Source organism: Flavobacterium sp. GCM10022190 (assembly GCF_042656445.1).
GTDB classification, from domain to species: domain Bacteria; phylum Bacteroidota; class Bacteroidia; order Flavobacteriales; family Flavobacteriaceae; genus Flavobacterium; species Flavobacterium nitratireducens.
Genome location: NZ_JBHSOQ010000002.1, coordinates 615,397 through 633,754, shown reverse-complemented (window position 1 = coordinate 633,754; position 18,358 = coordinate 615,397). Strand labels below are relative to the sequence as shown.

The window sequence follows — 18,358 nt, the reverse complement described above, 5'->3', positions numbered from 1 at the left end:
TTTTATTTGATTAATGTTAAGGCTCCTTCTTGAGCTATGGTATGATTGTAAAACGTTTTTCCAATCATTTTAAAGTAATAATTACCATTTTCAGCATCCAAATCTTTTACTTTACCATCCCATCCTTTGATTGTCTCAGCTGTTTCAGTATATATTAAACTTCCCCAAGTATCATAGATATGTAAAGTAACTTCGACAAGTCCCAAGAATACAGGCGCAAAAGTATCATTGATTTTGTCATTATTAGGAGTAAAAGCTGTTGGTACTTCTACCGTATATCCCTTTTCAATTTTTATAGTAGAAGTAAATACATATTGACATCCAAAAGGATAAGTAACCGTTTGTTTTACAGTATATGTACCTACTCTAGTATAAACATGAGAAGGATTTTCTTCATCAGAAAAACTACCATCTCCAAAATCCCAAGCTATTTTAGTAAAATCGCCTGTTGCTAGATTCGTAAACAAAATAGGGTCAAAAATCGAATACAAATTGTACACATCATGTCCGTAGGAATCATACGAAAAATTAGCAATACCTAAAACAGGTGTATTCACAGTGATAGGAAATTCGGCTTCACAGCCAAAACTATCTTTTACTGTAAAAACGACTAATCCGTTATTATTCGTATTCATGTATTGATTTTTGTCACCGCTAACCACTCCATCTGACCAGCTAAAAGTATAAGGCGGTACACCTCCTTTTACATGACCAACAAAGGTTTGTTTCACAAATTTAGTTTCGCAATTATAATCCGTTATAGTTTCAACGGTAGGAACCAGTTGCCCAAAACGGCTAATTTCCCAAGAATCAGTTTCTTTACAGCCATTTACATCAGTTACCAAAACCGTATAATTACCGGGCGTTAAATTCTCTAAATCTTCTGTAGTGGCGCCATTAGACCATTTGTACGTATACGGAGCAGTTCCTCCTGTAACGACCAAATTTATTTTTCCTGTATTAGCATTATCACAACTTAACGAATTCGAAACATCTGCATTTATTTTCAGTTTTGAAGGCTCATTAATGATAAATGGTTCATTAATTACACAACCTTTTTTATCTGTAATTGTCACTGAATATCGACCTGGACCAAGATTATTTCGCTCTGTACCTGCAGTCGAACCATCACTCCAAACTAAGGTTATTGGAGCAACACCCCCGACCAAATTCAATCGAATGTGACCATTTTTTTCACCAAAACAGCTCACATCCTTAACATCAGGATTAATGGAGAATTCGGGAACATTATCAATAACAATTGGAAAAACTTTAGGACATCCTAATGCATCTTCGATCGTAATAGTGTAAGTTCCTGCGGATAAATTTTCCTGCTTTCTACCTGTACCAAGATTACTCCATTTAATAATATAAGGCTCTCCTGTGGCAAAAGGCACACCTCCTGTTATATCGGTAATCGTAATAGAAGCATTAGCATCATTATAGCAAGAGATTTCAGTCTTGGTTGCACTTAATTTAATTTCAGGATTTTGCTCCAAAACAACATTTAAATCAGCTGTACATCCTGAATTATCTGTAACTCGCAATCGATAATTTCCAGCATATAAATTACGAGGATTTTTAACGGTACTTGAATAACCATTTGGACCTATCCAGAAATAACTATAATTAGCATTACCACCTACTATGGATGTAGGGCGTCCGCCAATAACATCAACATTAATTTCCCCCGTGTTGTAGCCATAACAGAGTATATCCGTTTGACTGCCCAATGTAACTTCTAATAGCGGAGGATTGACAATAGTGTAAGTATCTTCTAGAACATTACAATTATTCGCTTCGGTAATTTTAACCTTATATACACCTGCTGCCAGATTTCTAAGATTATTTGTACCTGTAAATGGATTTCCGTCTTTTGTCCACACATAAGTATAAGGTGCAGTACCTCCGCCTACATTTAAGCTAATCTGACCATCATTGCGGTCATGACAACTAATATCTCTTGAAGAACCGCTAAAACTAAATTGATTAGGTTGTCCAACAGTGAAATTTTGCGAAAAAGGACAATTACCATTATCCGTAATATTTAAAGTATAAGTTCCTGCAACCAAATTAGAAATATCCTCGTTTGTACTTCTAAATCCATTAGGTCCGGTCCATGAAAATTGATAGGGAGCACCAGTTGTAAATGGAATTCCTCCTCTTACTGTTATGTTTATGGCTCCATCATTACCTTCAAAACAGCTACTATTCTTGATAACAGGATTAGCATTGATTAATGGATCGACATTAACAGTTACAGTAAAATTAGGTCCTGGACAACTTCCTGCTGTTGGAGAAACCGTATAAGTAACGGTAGCTGGATTAGCTGTATTATTAGTGAGCGTTTGGCTGATCGAATTCGTTCCAGAAGATTGAGAAAAAGCCCCACTAACGGCTCCAGCGGGAGAAACAACGGGTGTTGACCAAGTATAAGTAGTTCCAGACGGCACATTATCTCCTCCTCCAGTTCTAGGCGTTATCGTAAAACTACTACCACTACAAATTCTAGCTGTTTTAGCTGAAATTATAGGCGATAAAACTGTATTTACAGAAAAAGTTTGCGACCTCGTAACTGTTCCGCAACTGGTTATTACACTAAAAGTAGCTGTGTAATTTCCACTGGTTGTATAATTAATAGGTCCTGGATTCAAAGAAGTGGATGATGACGGGCTTCCTCCAGGAAAACTCCACGAATATGAAAGATCAGAACTTGGACCGCAATATTCAACTATTTTTCCAATCGGATTTATAGTTGCCGAATTACAGAAATTAGAAATAGGATCTAAGGAAATAGTTGGCGGTTTCTTTACCTCAATAATTTTTGAAATAGAATTTCTTATACCACAGGAATTCTCTGTTATCAATCTAAGCGTATAATTTCCAGGAAGTGAAAAATTAATTACAGGATTTTTAGAATTAGAACCCGTTCCAGCTGTAAAAAACCAACTCCCATTTATATTTTTACAATAAGGATCATAATAAGAGATTATAGACCATTCATAAAGTTGAGGGCCGCATGCATCTCTGGTATCAGTTGTATTAGTTATTGATGTATTTGAATTTACACAAGCATTACCAAAAGTAAAATTAGGTAACAAAACAGGTTCTACACAGATGGTTCTACTATACCGAACTCCTACTCCACAAGGTGTCACTGCATCCAGAGTTATGGTATAATTCCCTGGGGACGAATAAGCATGACTAGGACTCACCGCATTTGATTTAGGTGTGCCATCTCCAAAGTCCCATGTATAGACGCCTTCAGTACTACAATTATTGGTAAATCCTGCAGCGGTATTATTGGAAAAAAACACCGAAGAATTAACACATGCTATGCTTGGAGAACTAAAACGTACCGTTGGTTTGTCCAATACAATAATAGGTCCAACAGACGAATTGGTATTGTTACATGAATTGGTTATCGTCAAAGTTACCATACTCCCACTTGGACAATTCGCACTAGTATAGCTATGTGGAATAGGAAAATTTTGTGAAGCGACAGGATTTGAAGCGTTATAATATGGTGAACTTTCTAACTCAGCCTGAGTGTAGGTTCTTGAAGAACCATCACCATAATTAACCAAATAACTGGTATCTGATGTATTCAAAGCCCAGGAGCTAATAGCAAAATTAATAGGGGTACCTGGTGCACAAAAATTGGTCGTATTTCCTGGAGTAAACAAAGCACCCGCAGGATTGTTTGAATTTTTAACAATGTATGAAATACTATTATTGCATCCCGAACTTCCAATAGCGGTTATGACCATATTATAAGATCCTAAGCGTTGATAGGTATGCGCCTTAGGAAACCTAACATTGGTTTCTTTATTGCCATCCCCCCAATCAATGTTATAGGAACTGACACAGGAAGAAGAAGGGGAAGAATTGCCAACATTAATTGTATAAGTGGGACTAGTATTATTATCACCACAACGTTCAAAGACAGAGGTCGAACCAGCATTTAAATTCACAAATTTCAAATCGGGTTTTTGTTGCACGCTTACCGTTTTAGTAACAGGACTACTACTCAACCCATTTCTATCCTTAACTGTCAATTTCACACTGAAATCCTTATTACCACATCCTAAAGCAGTAAAAATATGCGTTGGATTGCTTTCATTCGAAGTTGTTCCATCCCCAAAATCCCATTCGTAAGTAAAAGGTGCGTCACCACTAACTATCGGAGTAAAGGTAATGGGTGTTCCAGAACAACTGTTAGGATTATCAATGGTAAAATTGACACTTGGAGCTACAAATTCAACTTTGGATTCAATATTGGAAACTTTTGCAAAAATAACATCACCATCGAAAAGAATGAATAAGGCAAAAATATAAACCGAAATCCGGAGGATTTTAAACATAAATCAGAATCTATAAATTTCTGACAAAAATATAAATATATTATCGAATGAACTAATAAAATGTAAGATTAACACGTGTAATCTAATGATTTTAGAGTTAAATATAGTATCGGTTAAAAAAATCATCTCCACATTTATAAATTCCACTATTCCTACTCTTCATAAAAATAACTATTTTTGCAATCTAAAATTTTTATCGATGCCAAATAAAAAATACAAAATAGCGGTTATTCAATTGAATTTGAATGATGTTGCCGAAAATAATCTTAAAAAATGTATCGCTTGGGTACGAGATGCTGCTGCAAAAGGTGCAGAAGTAATTTCGCTTCCTGAATTATATAGTAGTCATTATTTCTGTCAAAGTGAAGATGTAGATAATTTTGCTTTGGCCGAACCTTTATACAGCACTTCCTTTATTGCTTTTAGCGAATTGGCTAAAGAATTAGGAGTGGTAATTATTGTTCCTTTCTTCGAAAAAAGAATGGCAGGAATTTACCATAACTCTGCTTACATCATTGATACAGATGGAACTGAGGCAGGTTTGTACCGCAAAATGCACATTCCAGACGATCCTGCATTCTATGAAAAATTCTATTTCACACCTGGTGATTTGGGTTTCAAAAACAATCCAACTAAAAAAGGAAATATTGGAACTTTGATTTGTTGGGACCAATGGTATCCAGAAGGAGCGCGTATTACCGCTTTGAAAGGTGCTGAGGTTTTATTTTACCCAACAGCAATTGGATGGCATCCAGCAGAAAAAGAGCAATACGGAGCTAACCAATACGGAGCTTGGATGAACGTAATGAAAGGGCACGCTGTAGCTAACGGAGTGTATGTGGCGGCAGCTAACCGAATTGGTTTAGAAAAATATTTACCAGATACAGCCGGAATCGAATTCTGGGGAGCTTCCTTCATTTGTGGTCCACAAGGAGAGATTTTAGCACAGGCTTCACACGACCAAGAAGAAATCCTAATTGCTGAGGTTGATTTAGACCTACAAGAAAATGTTCGTCAAAACTGGCCTTTCTTCAGAGATAGAAGAATTGATGCTTTTGGAGATATCACTAAAAGAGCGATTGACTAATCCTTCTTTTTATAAATACAAAATGGACTAAGGCAACTTGCTTTAGTCCATTTTTTTTTACCTTATATTTCACCACAAACCTGTCTCGCCGGCAGGCGGGTTACACAAATTAGCACAAATTTCTTTTTCCTAATCTTTGTGGGCTTTGCGAAACCTTAAAAAACTTTGCGGTTTACAAAAAAAAACTGCAAAATCTGCGTGCTATTTTTTTTACGCAGATTCAGCAGATTTACGCAGATTTCTCTTTAATCCCTTTGCAGTTAATTTTCTTCACCACAAATTATAACAAATTTTACAGCTTAAAACTTTGAGCTCTTTGTGTAAAACTTTGCATTCTTTGCGGTTACAAACTACAACAAATCAGGTTGGAAGAATTTAACTACTCCATCCCCTTCACTACTTACCACTAATAAACTTCTTTGATTAGGGCTTTTAGAGGCAGGGACAAAAAGTAAACCTTCAGGAGCATCACCTGTTTTGATACTTTGTAAATATTGTGGAGCAGAAGGATTGGTAATATCATAAACAATCACTGTATCTGTTCTTTCTAAACCTACGAATAAAATGTTTTTAGTACCCATTTTAGCCACCACTACCGCTTCAGGTTCAGAACCTTTATCATCACTACGAGCATCATCATAAGTTCCAAAATCATTCGAACGCTTGTCTAAATCGTTTTTGCTATCGTAAACTAAACTTCCTGTGTTTCCGTTCCAAATCGTAAATGAACGTCCACCAAAACTGATTAATTCGTCCAAATCGCCATCGTTATCCGTATCACCTTCAGTTGAAATCAAGTTCAAACGTCCCATAGAAGCATCTGCTTTTAAAGTAGCTGCATTGGGGAAAATTGTAGCATCTAAATTTAATGTTTTTAATCTTGCTACATCAGCATAAGTTCCGTATTCTCTAGCATCACCTTCGTTAGCCGTTACAAAATAAGGCGTTCCGTTTACTGTATAATTGGCAATTGCATCTGGCATATACATACCTTTTACTTTCCAAGGATTAAAAGCAATAGCCCCATCTTTGTCACTTACATCAATCGCATTATCAGCAGTATTGAAATCTTTGTATCCCAATCCAAAAAGCGAAGTGATTTTTTTAGAAGCCAAATCTACTTTAGCCACTCCATTGTTTTCCTGCAAGGAAACCCAAGCCGTTTTAGAATCAGCGTCGATTGTGATGTATTCTGGTTCAATATCAGCAGCAAAACTCGTAGCCGTTTTTGAAACTCTAAATCCTTGCGTTCTTAATGTAGCCACTTGACTCGCAAAACCTGCAAAATTCAAAGTAGTAACTGCATAATCTTTGTTTACTTCGATAATCGAAACTGAACCCTCAGGATCTACCGTATAATCAGTGTTTGGTTCTCCTTCGTTGGCCGTCATAATGTATTTTCCATCTGGAGAAAAAGTAACCATATCTGGCAAAGCACCAACCGTAATATTTTTAATTACATTCAAATCAGAAGTATTAAAAACAACTACTTTACCATTATTTTGTTTGTTACTAACCGATTCCATAGCAACAGCCAATTTACCTCCATAAACCGCCACACTATTCGAAGCACCATCGTAAGGAGTCAAATTGATAGAAGCAATTTTTACCGGACTCATCGGATTTGATAAATCAATTACATCAATTTGATTCGTAGTACTGTTATTTACCGTAAAAAGTCTTTTAGTAGTTTCGTCATAGGCACTAATTTCAGCAGCTCCTGCACCACCAATAGTGATTGTTCCTACTTCTTTAAAACTGGCTACGTCTTCATTTACTTCAAATTCTTCGTTGTCTTTTACTTTATCATTCTCACAGCTGCAAAAAACAAACAAGGCTGCAACTAATGAAATTCCAAAATTTTTCATGTTTTATTATTTTTGATAGTTTGCCACAAAAGTAGAAGCAACATGAAAGCTTAGGATTAAGCCTATATTATTTAATAATTAACAAGAATAGATGTCGTGTTAGAAAATCGTTTCGAAAATCTTTGAAATGTTAATTTATCAAAAATCACATTTTTAAAAAACACCACTTCCCTAGCCCAGACCCAAGTGAAAAGCGTATGCAGGGAGAGCCTTGCTTTTTTCTTGTGCTGGCAGAGCGACTGCAAGAAGCTCCTGCCAGCGCTTAGAAAAAGAAGGAAATCCCAAATACCTTGTAACAGAGGGCTGGAAATAGCTCCTTGAAATACGAATCTCATTTTGCTTAATTCCTTTAGCTCATTAATGGTGAAAAATGAAATGATCTAATGTTGCACTTTTGTTCGGCTCGGTTTTTATAATCCTCCTGAATGCTTATATTTGCGGTCTTAAAATAATACGCCTTTTTTATGACAACTACTAACAGACGTTTTCCTGCTGAATGGGAAAAACAAGAGGGAATTTTACTTTGTTTTCCGCACAACGGAAACGATTGGCCAGGGAAATACGAAGCGATTCAATGGGCTTTTGTGGAGTTTATTAAAAAAGTGGCTACTTACGAAAAGGTCTTCTTAGTTGTTATTGACGAAAAACTTCAGGCTAAGGTTACCGATATGCTGGACAGAGCACGTGTCAATTTGGATCAGGTGCAATTTATTCTTCAAAAAACGAATCGTAGCTGGATGCGTGATTCGGGACCTATTGTGGTGTACAAAGACGGCAAAAGAGAGGCTTTGAATTTTAACTTTAACGGTTGGGCGAAATACAAAAATTACCAACTGGACAAACACGTTCCTGCTAAGGTGGCGGATGCTTTGCAAATGCCTTTGACACAGGTAACTTATAAAGGAAAACCCGTAATTGTAGAAGGTGGTGCGATTGATGTAAACGGTCGTGGTACGTTATTAACTTCGGAGGAATGCCTGATGCACCCTAGTATCCAGGTGCGTAATGCCGGATTTACCAAAGAGGATTACGAAGCGGTTTTTAAAGAATATCTTGGTGTTACCAATGTGATTTGGCTTGGTGATGGTGTGGAAGGTGATGACACGCACGGACATATTGATGATTTAGCTCGTTTTGTCAACGAAGATACGATTGTAACTATCGTTGAAACAGACCCTAATGATTCAAATTACAAGCCTTTGCAAGACAACTTAAAACGTTTGCAAAACGCTAAACTAGAAAACGGACAATCGCCTGTAATTGTTACACTTCCGATGCCAAAAAGATTGGATTTTGAAGATTTACGTTTACCAGCGAGTTATGCTAACTTCTTGATTTTGAATAATTGTGTATTGGTTCCCACATTTAACGATGTGAACGACAGAAAAGCATTGAACATCTTGGCGGAATGTTTCCCAGACAGAGAAGTTATCGGTATTAGCGCAATTGATTTAATCTGGGGATTTGGGACTTTACACTGCTTGAGTCAGCAAATCCCAGAATAAGGTTTAATTATTTCCTACCGCAAAGAAAATAAGTTCCCGCAAAGCTTCGCAAAGTTTCAAAAAAAAAACCTGCGAGGCTTTGTTGTTTTTAAATCTGTATAAAAAGTTTTGGCACGCAGATTTTACGGATTTTAGCAGATTTATTTCTAGTTTTCATTAATGAAAATAACTCATCTAAACTTTTTATTCTCTTTTTAAAAACTCAAAAACTTATATGACTTATATGTTTTAAAAATAATTGGTCACAAACCTGCTTCGCTGGTAGACGGGTTACACAAATTATCACAGATTATTTTCTTTGAAAACTTTGCGATGAACTTTCAAATCTTTGCGGTTAAATATTTTAATCACAAATTATCACAAATTTTCTTTGCGAGCTTAGCGATTTCTTTGTGTCCTTTGCGGTTAAATTAAAGTTCGATACAGCATTGCACACAAAATTCCTAAACCGAAACTCAATAAAGTTCCTATCAGTATGTATTCGGTTAATCGGACGTCTTTAGATTCTTTTAAATCTCCGAATCTAAAAATAGATTTGGCTGCCATTAAAAAACCAATTCCTTCCCAGAAATTTATCACCACAAAAAAGAAAATGAATAATCTTTCTAAAATCCCAATGTATTTTCCGGCATTGTTTGTATTAGCCGTGTCTGGCTTTGTGATTTGAGCACTCCATTTGGATAACAATACTTTCAACACAATAGCACTTACATAGGTTACCAAAACCAAAGAAGTAATTAAGGCTAAACTCTGTTTGGAATACAATAAATCAAGAGGAATTGTGTACGGGAAATAGCAATACACCACTATGGCAATAATTAACAGATGCAATAATTGATCGGCAAAAAACCACAGCTTAGCCGTTTTCTTTTTTTCAAAATAGATTTTGGCACAATCAATCCCGATATGACTTAACACAATTACCAGGATTCCTAAAAAATAATCACTTTTAAACTGGGTAGTAATTAACAGCAATAGCAAATGCAGCAAACCATGATAGTACAGATACTGCGATTTAATTTTCTTTTTTTTCTTGTCTTTAACCCAAGCTGTTGGCTGTAATAAAAAATCCCCAAGCAAATGCGCCAAAATGAAACTTAAAAATAATGCTGTCATTGTTTTTGTATTTGTTGTTTATAAAAAGCAATCATGTTTTTCAGCTCTTCATAACCCGCTCTTTTAAGCGACGCACTGATAGAACTTTGACTTTTTCTATTCAAGGACTGTGCTAATTGACTTTGATTAAATTCTGGATTTTCAAGCGCTTTTTTCAAAATTTCTGCCGATGTACTCGACCAGTTATCTGCCACCATCAACACAAAAGAAAATAAAAGATTAAAACTACTATTAAATGCTGCCCAAGGCGTTTTAATACCTAATGTTTGTTTTTTCAACTCTTCAAAACATTCCCCTGAATTGACAAAAGCCGAACCATTAGATTCGGTTATTTTATCTGCAATATAGTCCATTTCACCAAGACCTATTGCCATACGTACATCCAATTCTTTGTATTGTTTGATTGTTGCTTTGATAATTAATGCTGCTTCTAGTGCTTTTTCGGAGACTAAAACCAGCTGAAAACTATCTCCACGGTAAATCTCCCAATCCTTAGGTTCGCTACCATACACATTGAGTACTTTCTTTAAATCTTCCAGCCACAAACCCGAAGCTACCTTTCTGGAATTGATAATATCTCCTGTAATTACTGCTTTCATATTTTGAAATTTAATGCAAGATACAAAAAAATATCGCCAAATTAAGCGATAATTTAAAATATCGTCAAATTAAGCGATAATTAAGAATATCACCTTTTAAGACGATAGCTAAAATCAAGTATTCTTCAAAAAAATCCCATTTTTAAAATTCCCAATTAAGAACTATCTTCGTTTTTGAAATTTAAAGATTAAATGATTTGAAAATTTAAAGATTGGTACAAAAACAACCGCCTCCAAATCTAAAATCTGAAATCAGCATTCTTAAATTAAAAATCAATACATGTCTTCTAACAATCTCCTACTCACTCCTATCGAATACTTAAAAGGCGTTGGTCCCAGCAGGGGCGAATTGCTTCGTAAGGAATTAGGGATTCACAAATATGGAGATTTACTGAATTTTTACCCCAACCGTTACATTGACCGAACCCGATATTACAAAATCAACCAACTGCAAAATAACATTGCTGAGGTTCAGATTATCGGGAAAATCATCAACGTCAAAACCGTTGAATTTGCCAAAGGCAAAAAACGATTGGTGGCCACTTTTGTGGATGATACCGGTCAAATGGAATTAGTTTGGTTTCAGGGACACAAATGGATTCGCGAATCTTTGAAGATAAATGAATTGATGGTCATTTTTGGAAAATGTACATCCTTCAATGGTGTCTACAATATGGCACATCCTGAAATCGAACTCTGGAGCGAACACGAACAGAGTTTGCGTTCGGCTATGCAGGCGGTGTATCCTTCAACCGAAACTTTGACGAATCGGGGAATTTCAAATAGGGTTATCAACAAGATGATGCAGCAATTATTTTTGGAAACACAAGCCTTGTTTTCAGAAACTTTACCTAATTACCTCATTGAAAACTTGAAGTTGATTCCAAAGAATGCCGCATTATTCAATATTCATTTTCCAAAGAGCGCCGAAGCTTTAGCGAAAGCCCAATTCCGATTAAAATTTGAAGAATTGTTTTTCATTCAGCTACAATTGATCATGAAAAACCTGATTCAAAAACACAAAATAAAAGGGCATCCTTTTACAAAGGTTGGCGAACTTTTTAATGATTTTTACCAAAACCATCTTCCTTTTGAACTGACAAACGCTCAAAAAAGAGTAATCAAGGAAATCCGAACGGACATGGGAAGCAATGCCCAAATGAATCGTTTGCTACAAGGAGATGTAGGTTCAGGAAAAACCATTGTGGCATTTATGAGCATGCTTTTAGCCTTAGACAACGGCTTTCAAGCTTGCTTAATGGCTCCCACAGAAATCCTAGCCAACCAACATTTTTTAGGACTTTCAGAATTAGCAAACAAACTCAATGTTAGCATCAAAATTCTTACGGGTTCAACTAAAACTTCAGAAAGAAAAATTATTCATAAAGAACTCGAAAATGGGAATTTACAAATTCTAATTGGAACCCATGCTCTTATAGAAGACAAGGTAAAATTCCATAATTTAGGTTTAGCTATTATTGACGAACAACATCGTTTTGGGGTAGAACAACGCTCCAAATTATGGAAAAAAAACCATATTCCGCCACATATTCTTGTGATGACCGCCACTCCTATTCCGCGAACATTAGCCATGAGTTTATATGGAGATTTGGATATTTCCGTAATTGATGAGCTGCCTCCGGGAAGAAAACCCATTCAAACCGTGCATCGCTACGACAGTAATCGTTTGAAGATTTGGAAATTTATTCGGGACGAAATAGCCAAAGGACGCCAAATATACATTGTATATCCGTTGATTCAGGAATCGGAAAAAATGGATTACAAAGATTTGATGGATGGTTATGAAAGTATTTCCCGTGATTTTCCGTTGCCTCAATATGCTATTTCTATTGTTCATGGCAAAATGAAACCAGCTGACAAAGATGCCGAAATGAAACGCTTTTCTGAAGGAAAAACCAATATTATGGTCGCTACTACCGTAATAGAAGTTGGTGTTAATGTACCTAATGCTTCAGTAATGATTATCGAAAGTGCGGAACGTTTTGGACTTTCGCAATTACACCAATTAAGAGGTCGTGTAGGTCGTGGTGCCGAACAAAGTTATTGCATCCTAATTACAAACCATAAACTGAGTTCTGACAGTAAAACCCGAATGGAAACGATGGTTCGTACCAATGATGGATTTGAAATTGCCGAGGTAGATTTGAAGTTAAGAGGTCCCGGAAACCTAATGGGAACCCAACAAAGTGGTGTTTTAAACCTTCAAATTGCCGATATAGTCAAAGACCAAGAAATTCTTTCCTTAGCCAGAGCACACGCCATGCAAATTATCAATTCGGATATGGGATTAAACAAGCCCGAACATGCCGTTTTAAAAACGGTTTATATGGAATTAACGAAGAAAAAGAACATCTGGAATTACATTAGTTAGCATAGCTTTGATTCTTAATTTATTGCCAAAGGATTGTTTTAGTCCAAAAATTATCCTTTACTTTTACTTGCAAAATTTATTTTCATGATCTCATACAATCCAAAAGACTGGTTCACTTTTATATTTCGTTTTCATAAAGCCGATACTTTTAGAAAACTATTGCCGCTTATTATTTTGATAGGAGTGTATTCTGCGCTAATTGCCTATTTGGAATTAGAATATTGGCACTTACCTGATGATAGTAGAGTAAAAAACATATCAATCATGCATGGTATGCTGGGGTTTGTTATTTCACTTTTATTGGTTTTTAGAACCAATACCGCTTACGACCGTTGGTGGGAAGGACGAAAAGCCTGGGGTGCATTAGTAAATAACAGTCGTAATCTAGCCATCAAACTCCATGCTATTCTTGAAGATGAAAAAGACAGGTGTTTTTTTAGAAAAATCATCCCACTCTATGCTTCTATTCTAAACAAACATCTTAAAGATGAAGCAACAGGAAAACAATTAGATGAAGATATCGAACTGAATGAGACTCATAGCCACAAACCAAATCAAGTGGCTAAAATACTTTTTTCAAAAATAAATGATTTATACAAAGAGAAAAAAATATCAGGAGATCAATTGATTATCCTAAACAGCGAAATCCAATCCCTAACTGATATTTGTGGCGCTTGTGAGCGAATTAAAAACACACCCATACCCTATTCTTACAGTGTTTTCTTGAAAAAATTTATATTTTTCTATGTAATGACCTTGCCTTTTGGCTATGTTTTCAACCTCGGTTATTTTGTTATTCCCGTTGTCATTTTCATCTTTTATGTTTTGGCAAGTTTAGAACTAATTGCCGAAGAAATTGAAGAACCTTTTGGACACGATGCTAATGATTTACCAACAACTAAAATAGCAGAAAACATAAAAAAGCATGTAGAAGAAATTATATAACTATGCTTTTTTTAGGAAATACCCTTGTTTAACCGTAAAAAAACATTTTTAAATTCTTTGAAATATTCTTTACAAAAAACTCCAAAAACAAATTTTTACACAATTAATTAACACTCATACAACATATTAATTACATATAACTAAGTCTTCAAAACATCATTTCTACACTTTATCGATTTTAAAATAGTTTCAACGTTTTTTTTTATTCAAACTATTTATATAACAATATTTATAAAAGATTTCAAAATAAAAACTTACAATTAGTAAATTAATCTTCTGTAAAATATAAAAAAAATATTACTCTCTTTTTTCGCTTTAGCAATCTTTAGCTGTACAAATGAAACACTAAACAGTGAAACAGCAGTAGCAAACGATTCTGATTTAACAAACCTAACTTCAAAATTAACTACAACATAAAAAGCTTCTTTAGCTTCAACCAGTAATTTTTCAGATTACAACATTGCTGTTTCAGTTAGTCCTGACGGTTCTTTATGGACTTACACTATCACAAAAGCAAAAGCAAATGCTAAAACATTAAGTCATTTTATTATCAGTCTTGATAATTGTGGAGAAAATAGTGCTACTTTTAGTGATGTTATTTCCGCTTCAATTAATGGAATTCCAACCGATATTTCTAAAACAGAAGGTTCTGGAACAGGGTGTAATCCACAAGAAACAACCTCTAACTTTATTAAATTCCCTTCATTTTCTGTTGCTAATTCTTGGACAATTGTAATTCAATTTGATCGTGGATATAAAACATTTGCAACAAGTGCTGCATGGATTAAAGCTGGCTCTTCTTGCAACCAAGGTACAGTTCCTGCTCCTGGATGTCCGAAAGAAGACCGTTGTTCTTACTCTCAAGGTTATTTCTTTGCTAACGGTGCTACTAACAATAGAGCTTCTGATTTATGGGCAAATGGATTAATAATTGGTGGTATTTCATATACTCAGGCTGAGGGAATGAACTTATGGGATCTCAATAATGGCGAAGGTAAAGACACAACATTAAATGCTTTTTTCCAACTTGGAGCAGTTCGCTTGAGTAATGCTGAAGCTGAAGTTGCTGCCTATGCTACAATTATTGATTCTTATTTTAATGGTATCAACGTTACAAATGCATTTGTAAATGGAAGTTTTATTTTACCAGCCGAAGCAGGAGGATATACTAAAAAACAAGTGAAAGACGCGGAAAGCGCGATAGGGACTTATATTGATGCTCACCACTGTCTATAATTTTCATTAAACCACACAAACCAAATATAATTTCCATTTTAAAAAGTCACTTCAATTAAAAATTGAAGCGACTTTTTTTCTTTCTTCTGACAGATTAATTCTTAGATTATTTAAAAAAAACTAACTAAAAGAAATCATTTAAAATTATAACATTTCGTTACCAGTTTTAGAAAATAATTTTATTAAATTTAAAGTTCACTTTAAAGTATTTCTACATATGAATACAAATCGTGCTTTAATTACTCCTCCTAAGTTATCGAATGAAAAATCATTAAAAACTTTAGTAGAAAACAGAACGGTTTACAACTTAAATCATTGTGAATTAAACTTATTTGAAACCTATAAATCTTCTGAATTAATTCCTTTAAAATTCAATGATTTAGTTGTTACAAGCATGCTTAGAGGAAAAAAAGTGATGCATCTTTTTGATGATCCCAGTTTTGACTATCTGCCTGGAGAAACAGTTATGATTCCTTCAAACGTAGAAATGAAAATTGATTTTCCGGAAGCTTCTGTACAAAATCCGACACAATGTCTGGCTTTGACCATCGATCAGACCAAAATTAACGATACATTGCAATTTTTAAACGAACGATATCCTAAAGAAGGAGCTAATCAATTTTGGCAACTTAACTATCAAAACTATTATTTTTATAATAATTTAGAGCTCGCCACTACTATGAACAAACTCATTAAAGAATGTATGAGTACATCAGTAACAAAAGACATTCTTGCTGATCTTACTTTACAGGAATTGCTGATTCGTATTATACAAACTCAAACTGCAAAATCGATTAATGATGGTGTTTTTACTAATCCGGATTCACCAATAAACGAAATTTTAGAATACATCCGATTAAATATAAGAGAAAATATAAGCTTAAAAAAATTAAGCGAAACGGCATGCATGAGTACTACTTCTTTCTCCCGTTTTTTCAAAAGAGAACTAGGAATGAGTCCGATTGAATTTGTAATTAATGAAAAAATCAGACATGCGAAACAACTACTAAAAAACCCTGCAATACAAATAAACGAAGTATGTTATATGTCCGGATTTGAAGACAGTAATTATTTCATTCGCATTTTCAAAAAATACGAAGGAATCACACCTAAACAATACCAGCTTTTACACATTAACTAAACTATTCAATGTACTTTAAAGGTTCTAAATCCTTTTCTTCTTCGGGTGTAAAAATACGATATTCAATTTGAAACGTTTTCTTCAAAGGCGCCTCTAATGAAAATCCGCCAACACCAAAAGCATCAATTACTTTTAAAGTAAAATGAGCATGTTTCCAGTATTCAAATAAATCTTTATCTACCCAAAATTCAGTATCTTCAATACTCCCAATACAAACATCGCCCATACGCTGATAAAACCCTCCTTTCTCAAAACACTGTGGTTGAGTCCCTTCACAACATCCACCTGCCTGATAAAACATAAGATCTCCATGCTTCTCTTTTAAAAGCTGTATAAGCGCAATCGCTTCATCTGTTGCATCAATTCTTTTTATCATACTTTTTAAATTATAAAAAAAGGCAAGCCTAAACTCGCCTTTTTTTGATGGACAATTCATTTTTAAAAGAAACCTAATTTATTTTTATCATAAGAAATCAGCATATTTTTAGTTTGACGATAATGTCCCAACATCATTTTATGATTTTCACGTCCAATTCCAGATTGTTTGTATCCTCCAAAAGGAGCTCCAGCCGGATACGAATGGTACTGATTAATCCATACTCTTCCTGCCTGAATGGCTCTTGGAACCTGATAAATTTCATGCGCATCACGTGTCCAGACTCCTGCTCCTAATCCGTACATGGTATCATTAGCTATTTCAATAGCTTCTTCTGTAGTTTTAAAAGTCGTTACTGCCAATACAGGCCCGAAAATTTCTTCCTGAAAAATTCGCATCTTATTATGTCCTTTAAAAATAGTAGGTTTAATATAATATCCTCCTTCTAAATCACCTTCAAGCTGATTTACATCTCCTCCAATCAATACTTCAGCACCTTCCTCTTTTCCTAATTTCAAATAAGACATAATTTTTTCTTTTTGTACCAAAGAGGCTTGTGCGCCCATCATTGTCGATTTATCCAATGGATTTCCGGTTTTGATTGCTGCCGTTCTTTCAATCACTTTGGCAATAAATTGCTCATAAATATCTTCATGAACTAACAATCGGGACGGACAAGTACAAATTTCTCCCTGATTCAAAGCAAAAAGAACCGCTCCTTCTACTGCTTTATCAAAAAAAGCATCATCAGCATCAGCTACTGATTTCATAAAAATATTAGGCGATTTTCCTCCTAACTCTAAAGTAACCGGCACAATATTTTCTGTAGCATATTGCATCACAAAACGCCCTGTAGCTGTTGAACCAGTAAAAGCAGCTTTAGATACTTTTTTATTCGTTACCAAAGCTCGCCCTAATTCAGCCCCAAAACCATTAACAATATTTACAACTCCGGGTGGCAGAATATCACCAATTAATTCCATTAAAACCATAATAGAAATTGGAGTACTTTCAGCTGGTTTTAAAACAACGGTATTTCCGGCAGCTAACGCCGGAGCTAATTTCCAGACCGCCATTAAAATTGGGAAATTCCATGGAATAATCTGTGCTACAACTCCTAAAGGTTCGCTCAACGCAATGGAAACCGTTTGCGAATCTAACTCAGTAATGGAACTTTCCTCTGCACGTATTACACTTGCAAAATATCTAAAATGATCAATTGCCAGTGGAATATCTGCGGCAAGAGTTTCTCTTATTGCTTTTCCATTATCAATTGTTTCAACTGTTGCAATATATTCTAAATTATCCTCTATTCGCTGCGCTATCTTATTTAATAAATTACTCCTTTCTGTTACTGAAGTTTTTCCCCAACTTTGAAAAGCCTGATAAGCGGTATCAACTGCCAGTTCTAAATCTTCCTTCCCGGAATGTGCTGCCTGAGTAAAAACTTTTCCATCAATTGGAGAAACTACATCAAAATAAGCTCCTTTAATTGGTGCTACAAACGCACCCCCAATATAATTATCATACTTTGCCTTAAATTCAGGTCTTTGTGCTATATCACTCATAATGTATAATTTTTTAATTCTATCAAATTTACTTTTATGAAAAACAAAAGAGTAGCACTATCTTTTCAGTTTATAGCACAAAATTTACATATCTATTTTTTTAAGTTGTTTTTACTAAACTATTAATAATTTATTATACTAAAAACAGCATTAGAAACAAA

The 18,358-nt window shown here is 35.0% G+C and carries 12 protein-coding genes; 6 read left to right on the top strand and 6 right to left on the bottom strand.

The features are described 5' to 3' along the window. Positions 1–2: 2 nt before the first annotated feature. Positions 3–4,364 (bottom strand): PKD domain-containing protein, encoded by a 4,362-nt coding sequence (locus ACFPTQ_RS09565; protein ID WP_379776844.1) that lies wholly within the window; start codon positions 4,362–4,364, stop codon positions 3–5. A gap of 199 nt (positions 4,365–4,563) precedes the next feature. On the opposite strand from ACFPTQ_RS09565, the gene ACFPTQ_RS09560 reads away from it, so the two are divergent. After that, on the top strand, positions 4,564–5,451 hold the full coding sequence (locus ACFPTQ_RS09560) for a carbon-nitrogen hydrolase (RefSeq protein ID WP_379776842.1): 888 nt from the start codon (positions 4,564–4,566) through the stop codon (positions 5,449–5,451). Positions 5,452–5,801: 350 nt separating this feature from the next. Here ACFPTQ_RS09560 and ACFPTQ_RS09555 read toward each other — a convergent pair whose 3' ends face one another. Next, positions 5,802–7,319 (bottom strand): choice-of-anchor I family protein, encoded by a 1,518-nt coding sequence (locus tag ACFPTQ_RS09555; RefSeq protein ID WP_379776840.1) that lies wholly within the window; start codon positions 7,317–7,319, stop codon positions 5,802–5,804. A 464-nt stretch (positions 7,320–7,783) separates the two neighbouring features. Between ACFPTQ_RS09555 and ACFPTQ_RS09550 the strand changes: the two genes are divergently transcribed. Then, complete coding sequence (locus ACFPTQ_RS09550; protein ID WP_379776837.1) at positions 7,784–8,824, top strand: agmatine deiminase family protein; 1,041 nt, start codon at positions 7,784–7,786, stop codon at positions 8,822–8,824. Positions 8,825–9,229: 405 nt separating this feature from the next. Here the strand turns inward: ACFPTQ_RS09550 and ACFPTQ_RS09545 are convergent, their stop codons facing one another. Further along, complete coding sequence (locus ACFPTQ_RS09545) at positions 9,230–9,940, bottom strand: DUF3307 domain-containing protein (protein ID WP_379776834.1); 711 nt, start codon at positions 9,938–9,940, stop codon at positions 9,230–9,232. Continuing rightward, a complete protein-coding gene (locus ACFPTQ_RS09540) occupies positions 9,937–10,539 on the bottom strand; it encodes a transcriptional regulator (RefSeq protein WP_379776831.1) in 603 nt (200 codons plus the stop codon). Before ACFPTQ_RS09540 ends, ACFPTQ_RS09545 begins: the two co-directional genes overlap by 4 nt. A gap of 280 nt (positions 10,540–10,819) precedes the next feature. Here ACFPTQ_RS09540 and recG point away from each other — a divergent pair, with 280 nt between their 5' ends. The 4 genes from recG to ACFPTQ_RS09520 all read left to right on the top strand — a co-directional run bounded on the left by recG (position 10,820) and on the right by ACFPTQ_RS09520 (position 16,253). Beyond that, positions 10,820–12,931: an ATP-dependent DNA helicase RecG gene (recG, locus tag ACFPTQ_RS09535; RefSeq protein ID WP_379776828.1), complete on the top strand. Its 2,112-nt coding sequence runs from the start codon at positions 10,820–10,822 to the stop codon at positions 12,929–12,931. Between the two features lie 84 nt (positions 12,932–13,015). Then, positions 13,016–13,876, top strand: coding sequence for a bestrophin family protein (locus ACFPTQ_RS09530; RefSeq protein ID WP_379776825.1), 861 nt, complete (start codon positions 13,016–13,018; stop codon positions 13,874–13,876). A 963-nt stretch (positions 13,877–14,839) separates the two neighbouring features. Then, positions 14,840–15,112: a hypothetical protein gene (locus ACFPTQ_RS09525; protein ID WP_379776822.1), complete on the top strand. Its 273-nt coding sequence runs from the start codon at positions 14,840–14,842 to the stop codon at positions 15,110–15,112. Positions 15,113–15,329: 217 nt separating this feature from the next. Beyond that, entirely contained in the window at positions 15,330–16,253 is a 924-nt protein-coding gene (locus ACFPTQ_RS09520) for an AraC family transcriptional regulator (RefSeq protein ID WP_379776819.1), read from the top strand. A gap of 1 nt (position 16,254) precedes the next feature. On the opposite strand, the gene ACFPTQ_RS09515 is transcribed toward ACFPTQ_RS09520, so the two are convergent. Together ACFPTQ_RS09515 and ACFPTQ_RS09510 are read right to left on the bottom strand one after the other, a co-directional pair. Then, positions 16,255–16,629 (bottom strand): DUF779 domain-containing protein, encoded by a 375-nt coding sequence (locus ACFPTQ_RS09515; RefSeq protein WP_379777206.1) that lies wholly within the window; start codon positions 16,627–16,629, stop codon positions 16,255–16,257. Between the two features lie 62 nt (positions 16,630–16,691). Then, entirely contained in the window at positions 16,692–18,197 is a 1,506-nt protein-coding gene (locus ACFPTQ_RS09510; protein ID WP_379776817.1) for an aldehyde dehydrogenase family protein, read from the bottom strand. Positions 18,198–18,358: the final 161 nt, after the last annotated feature.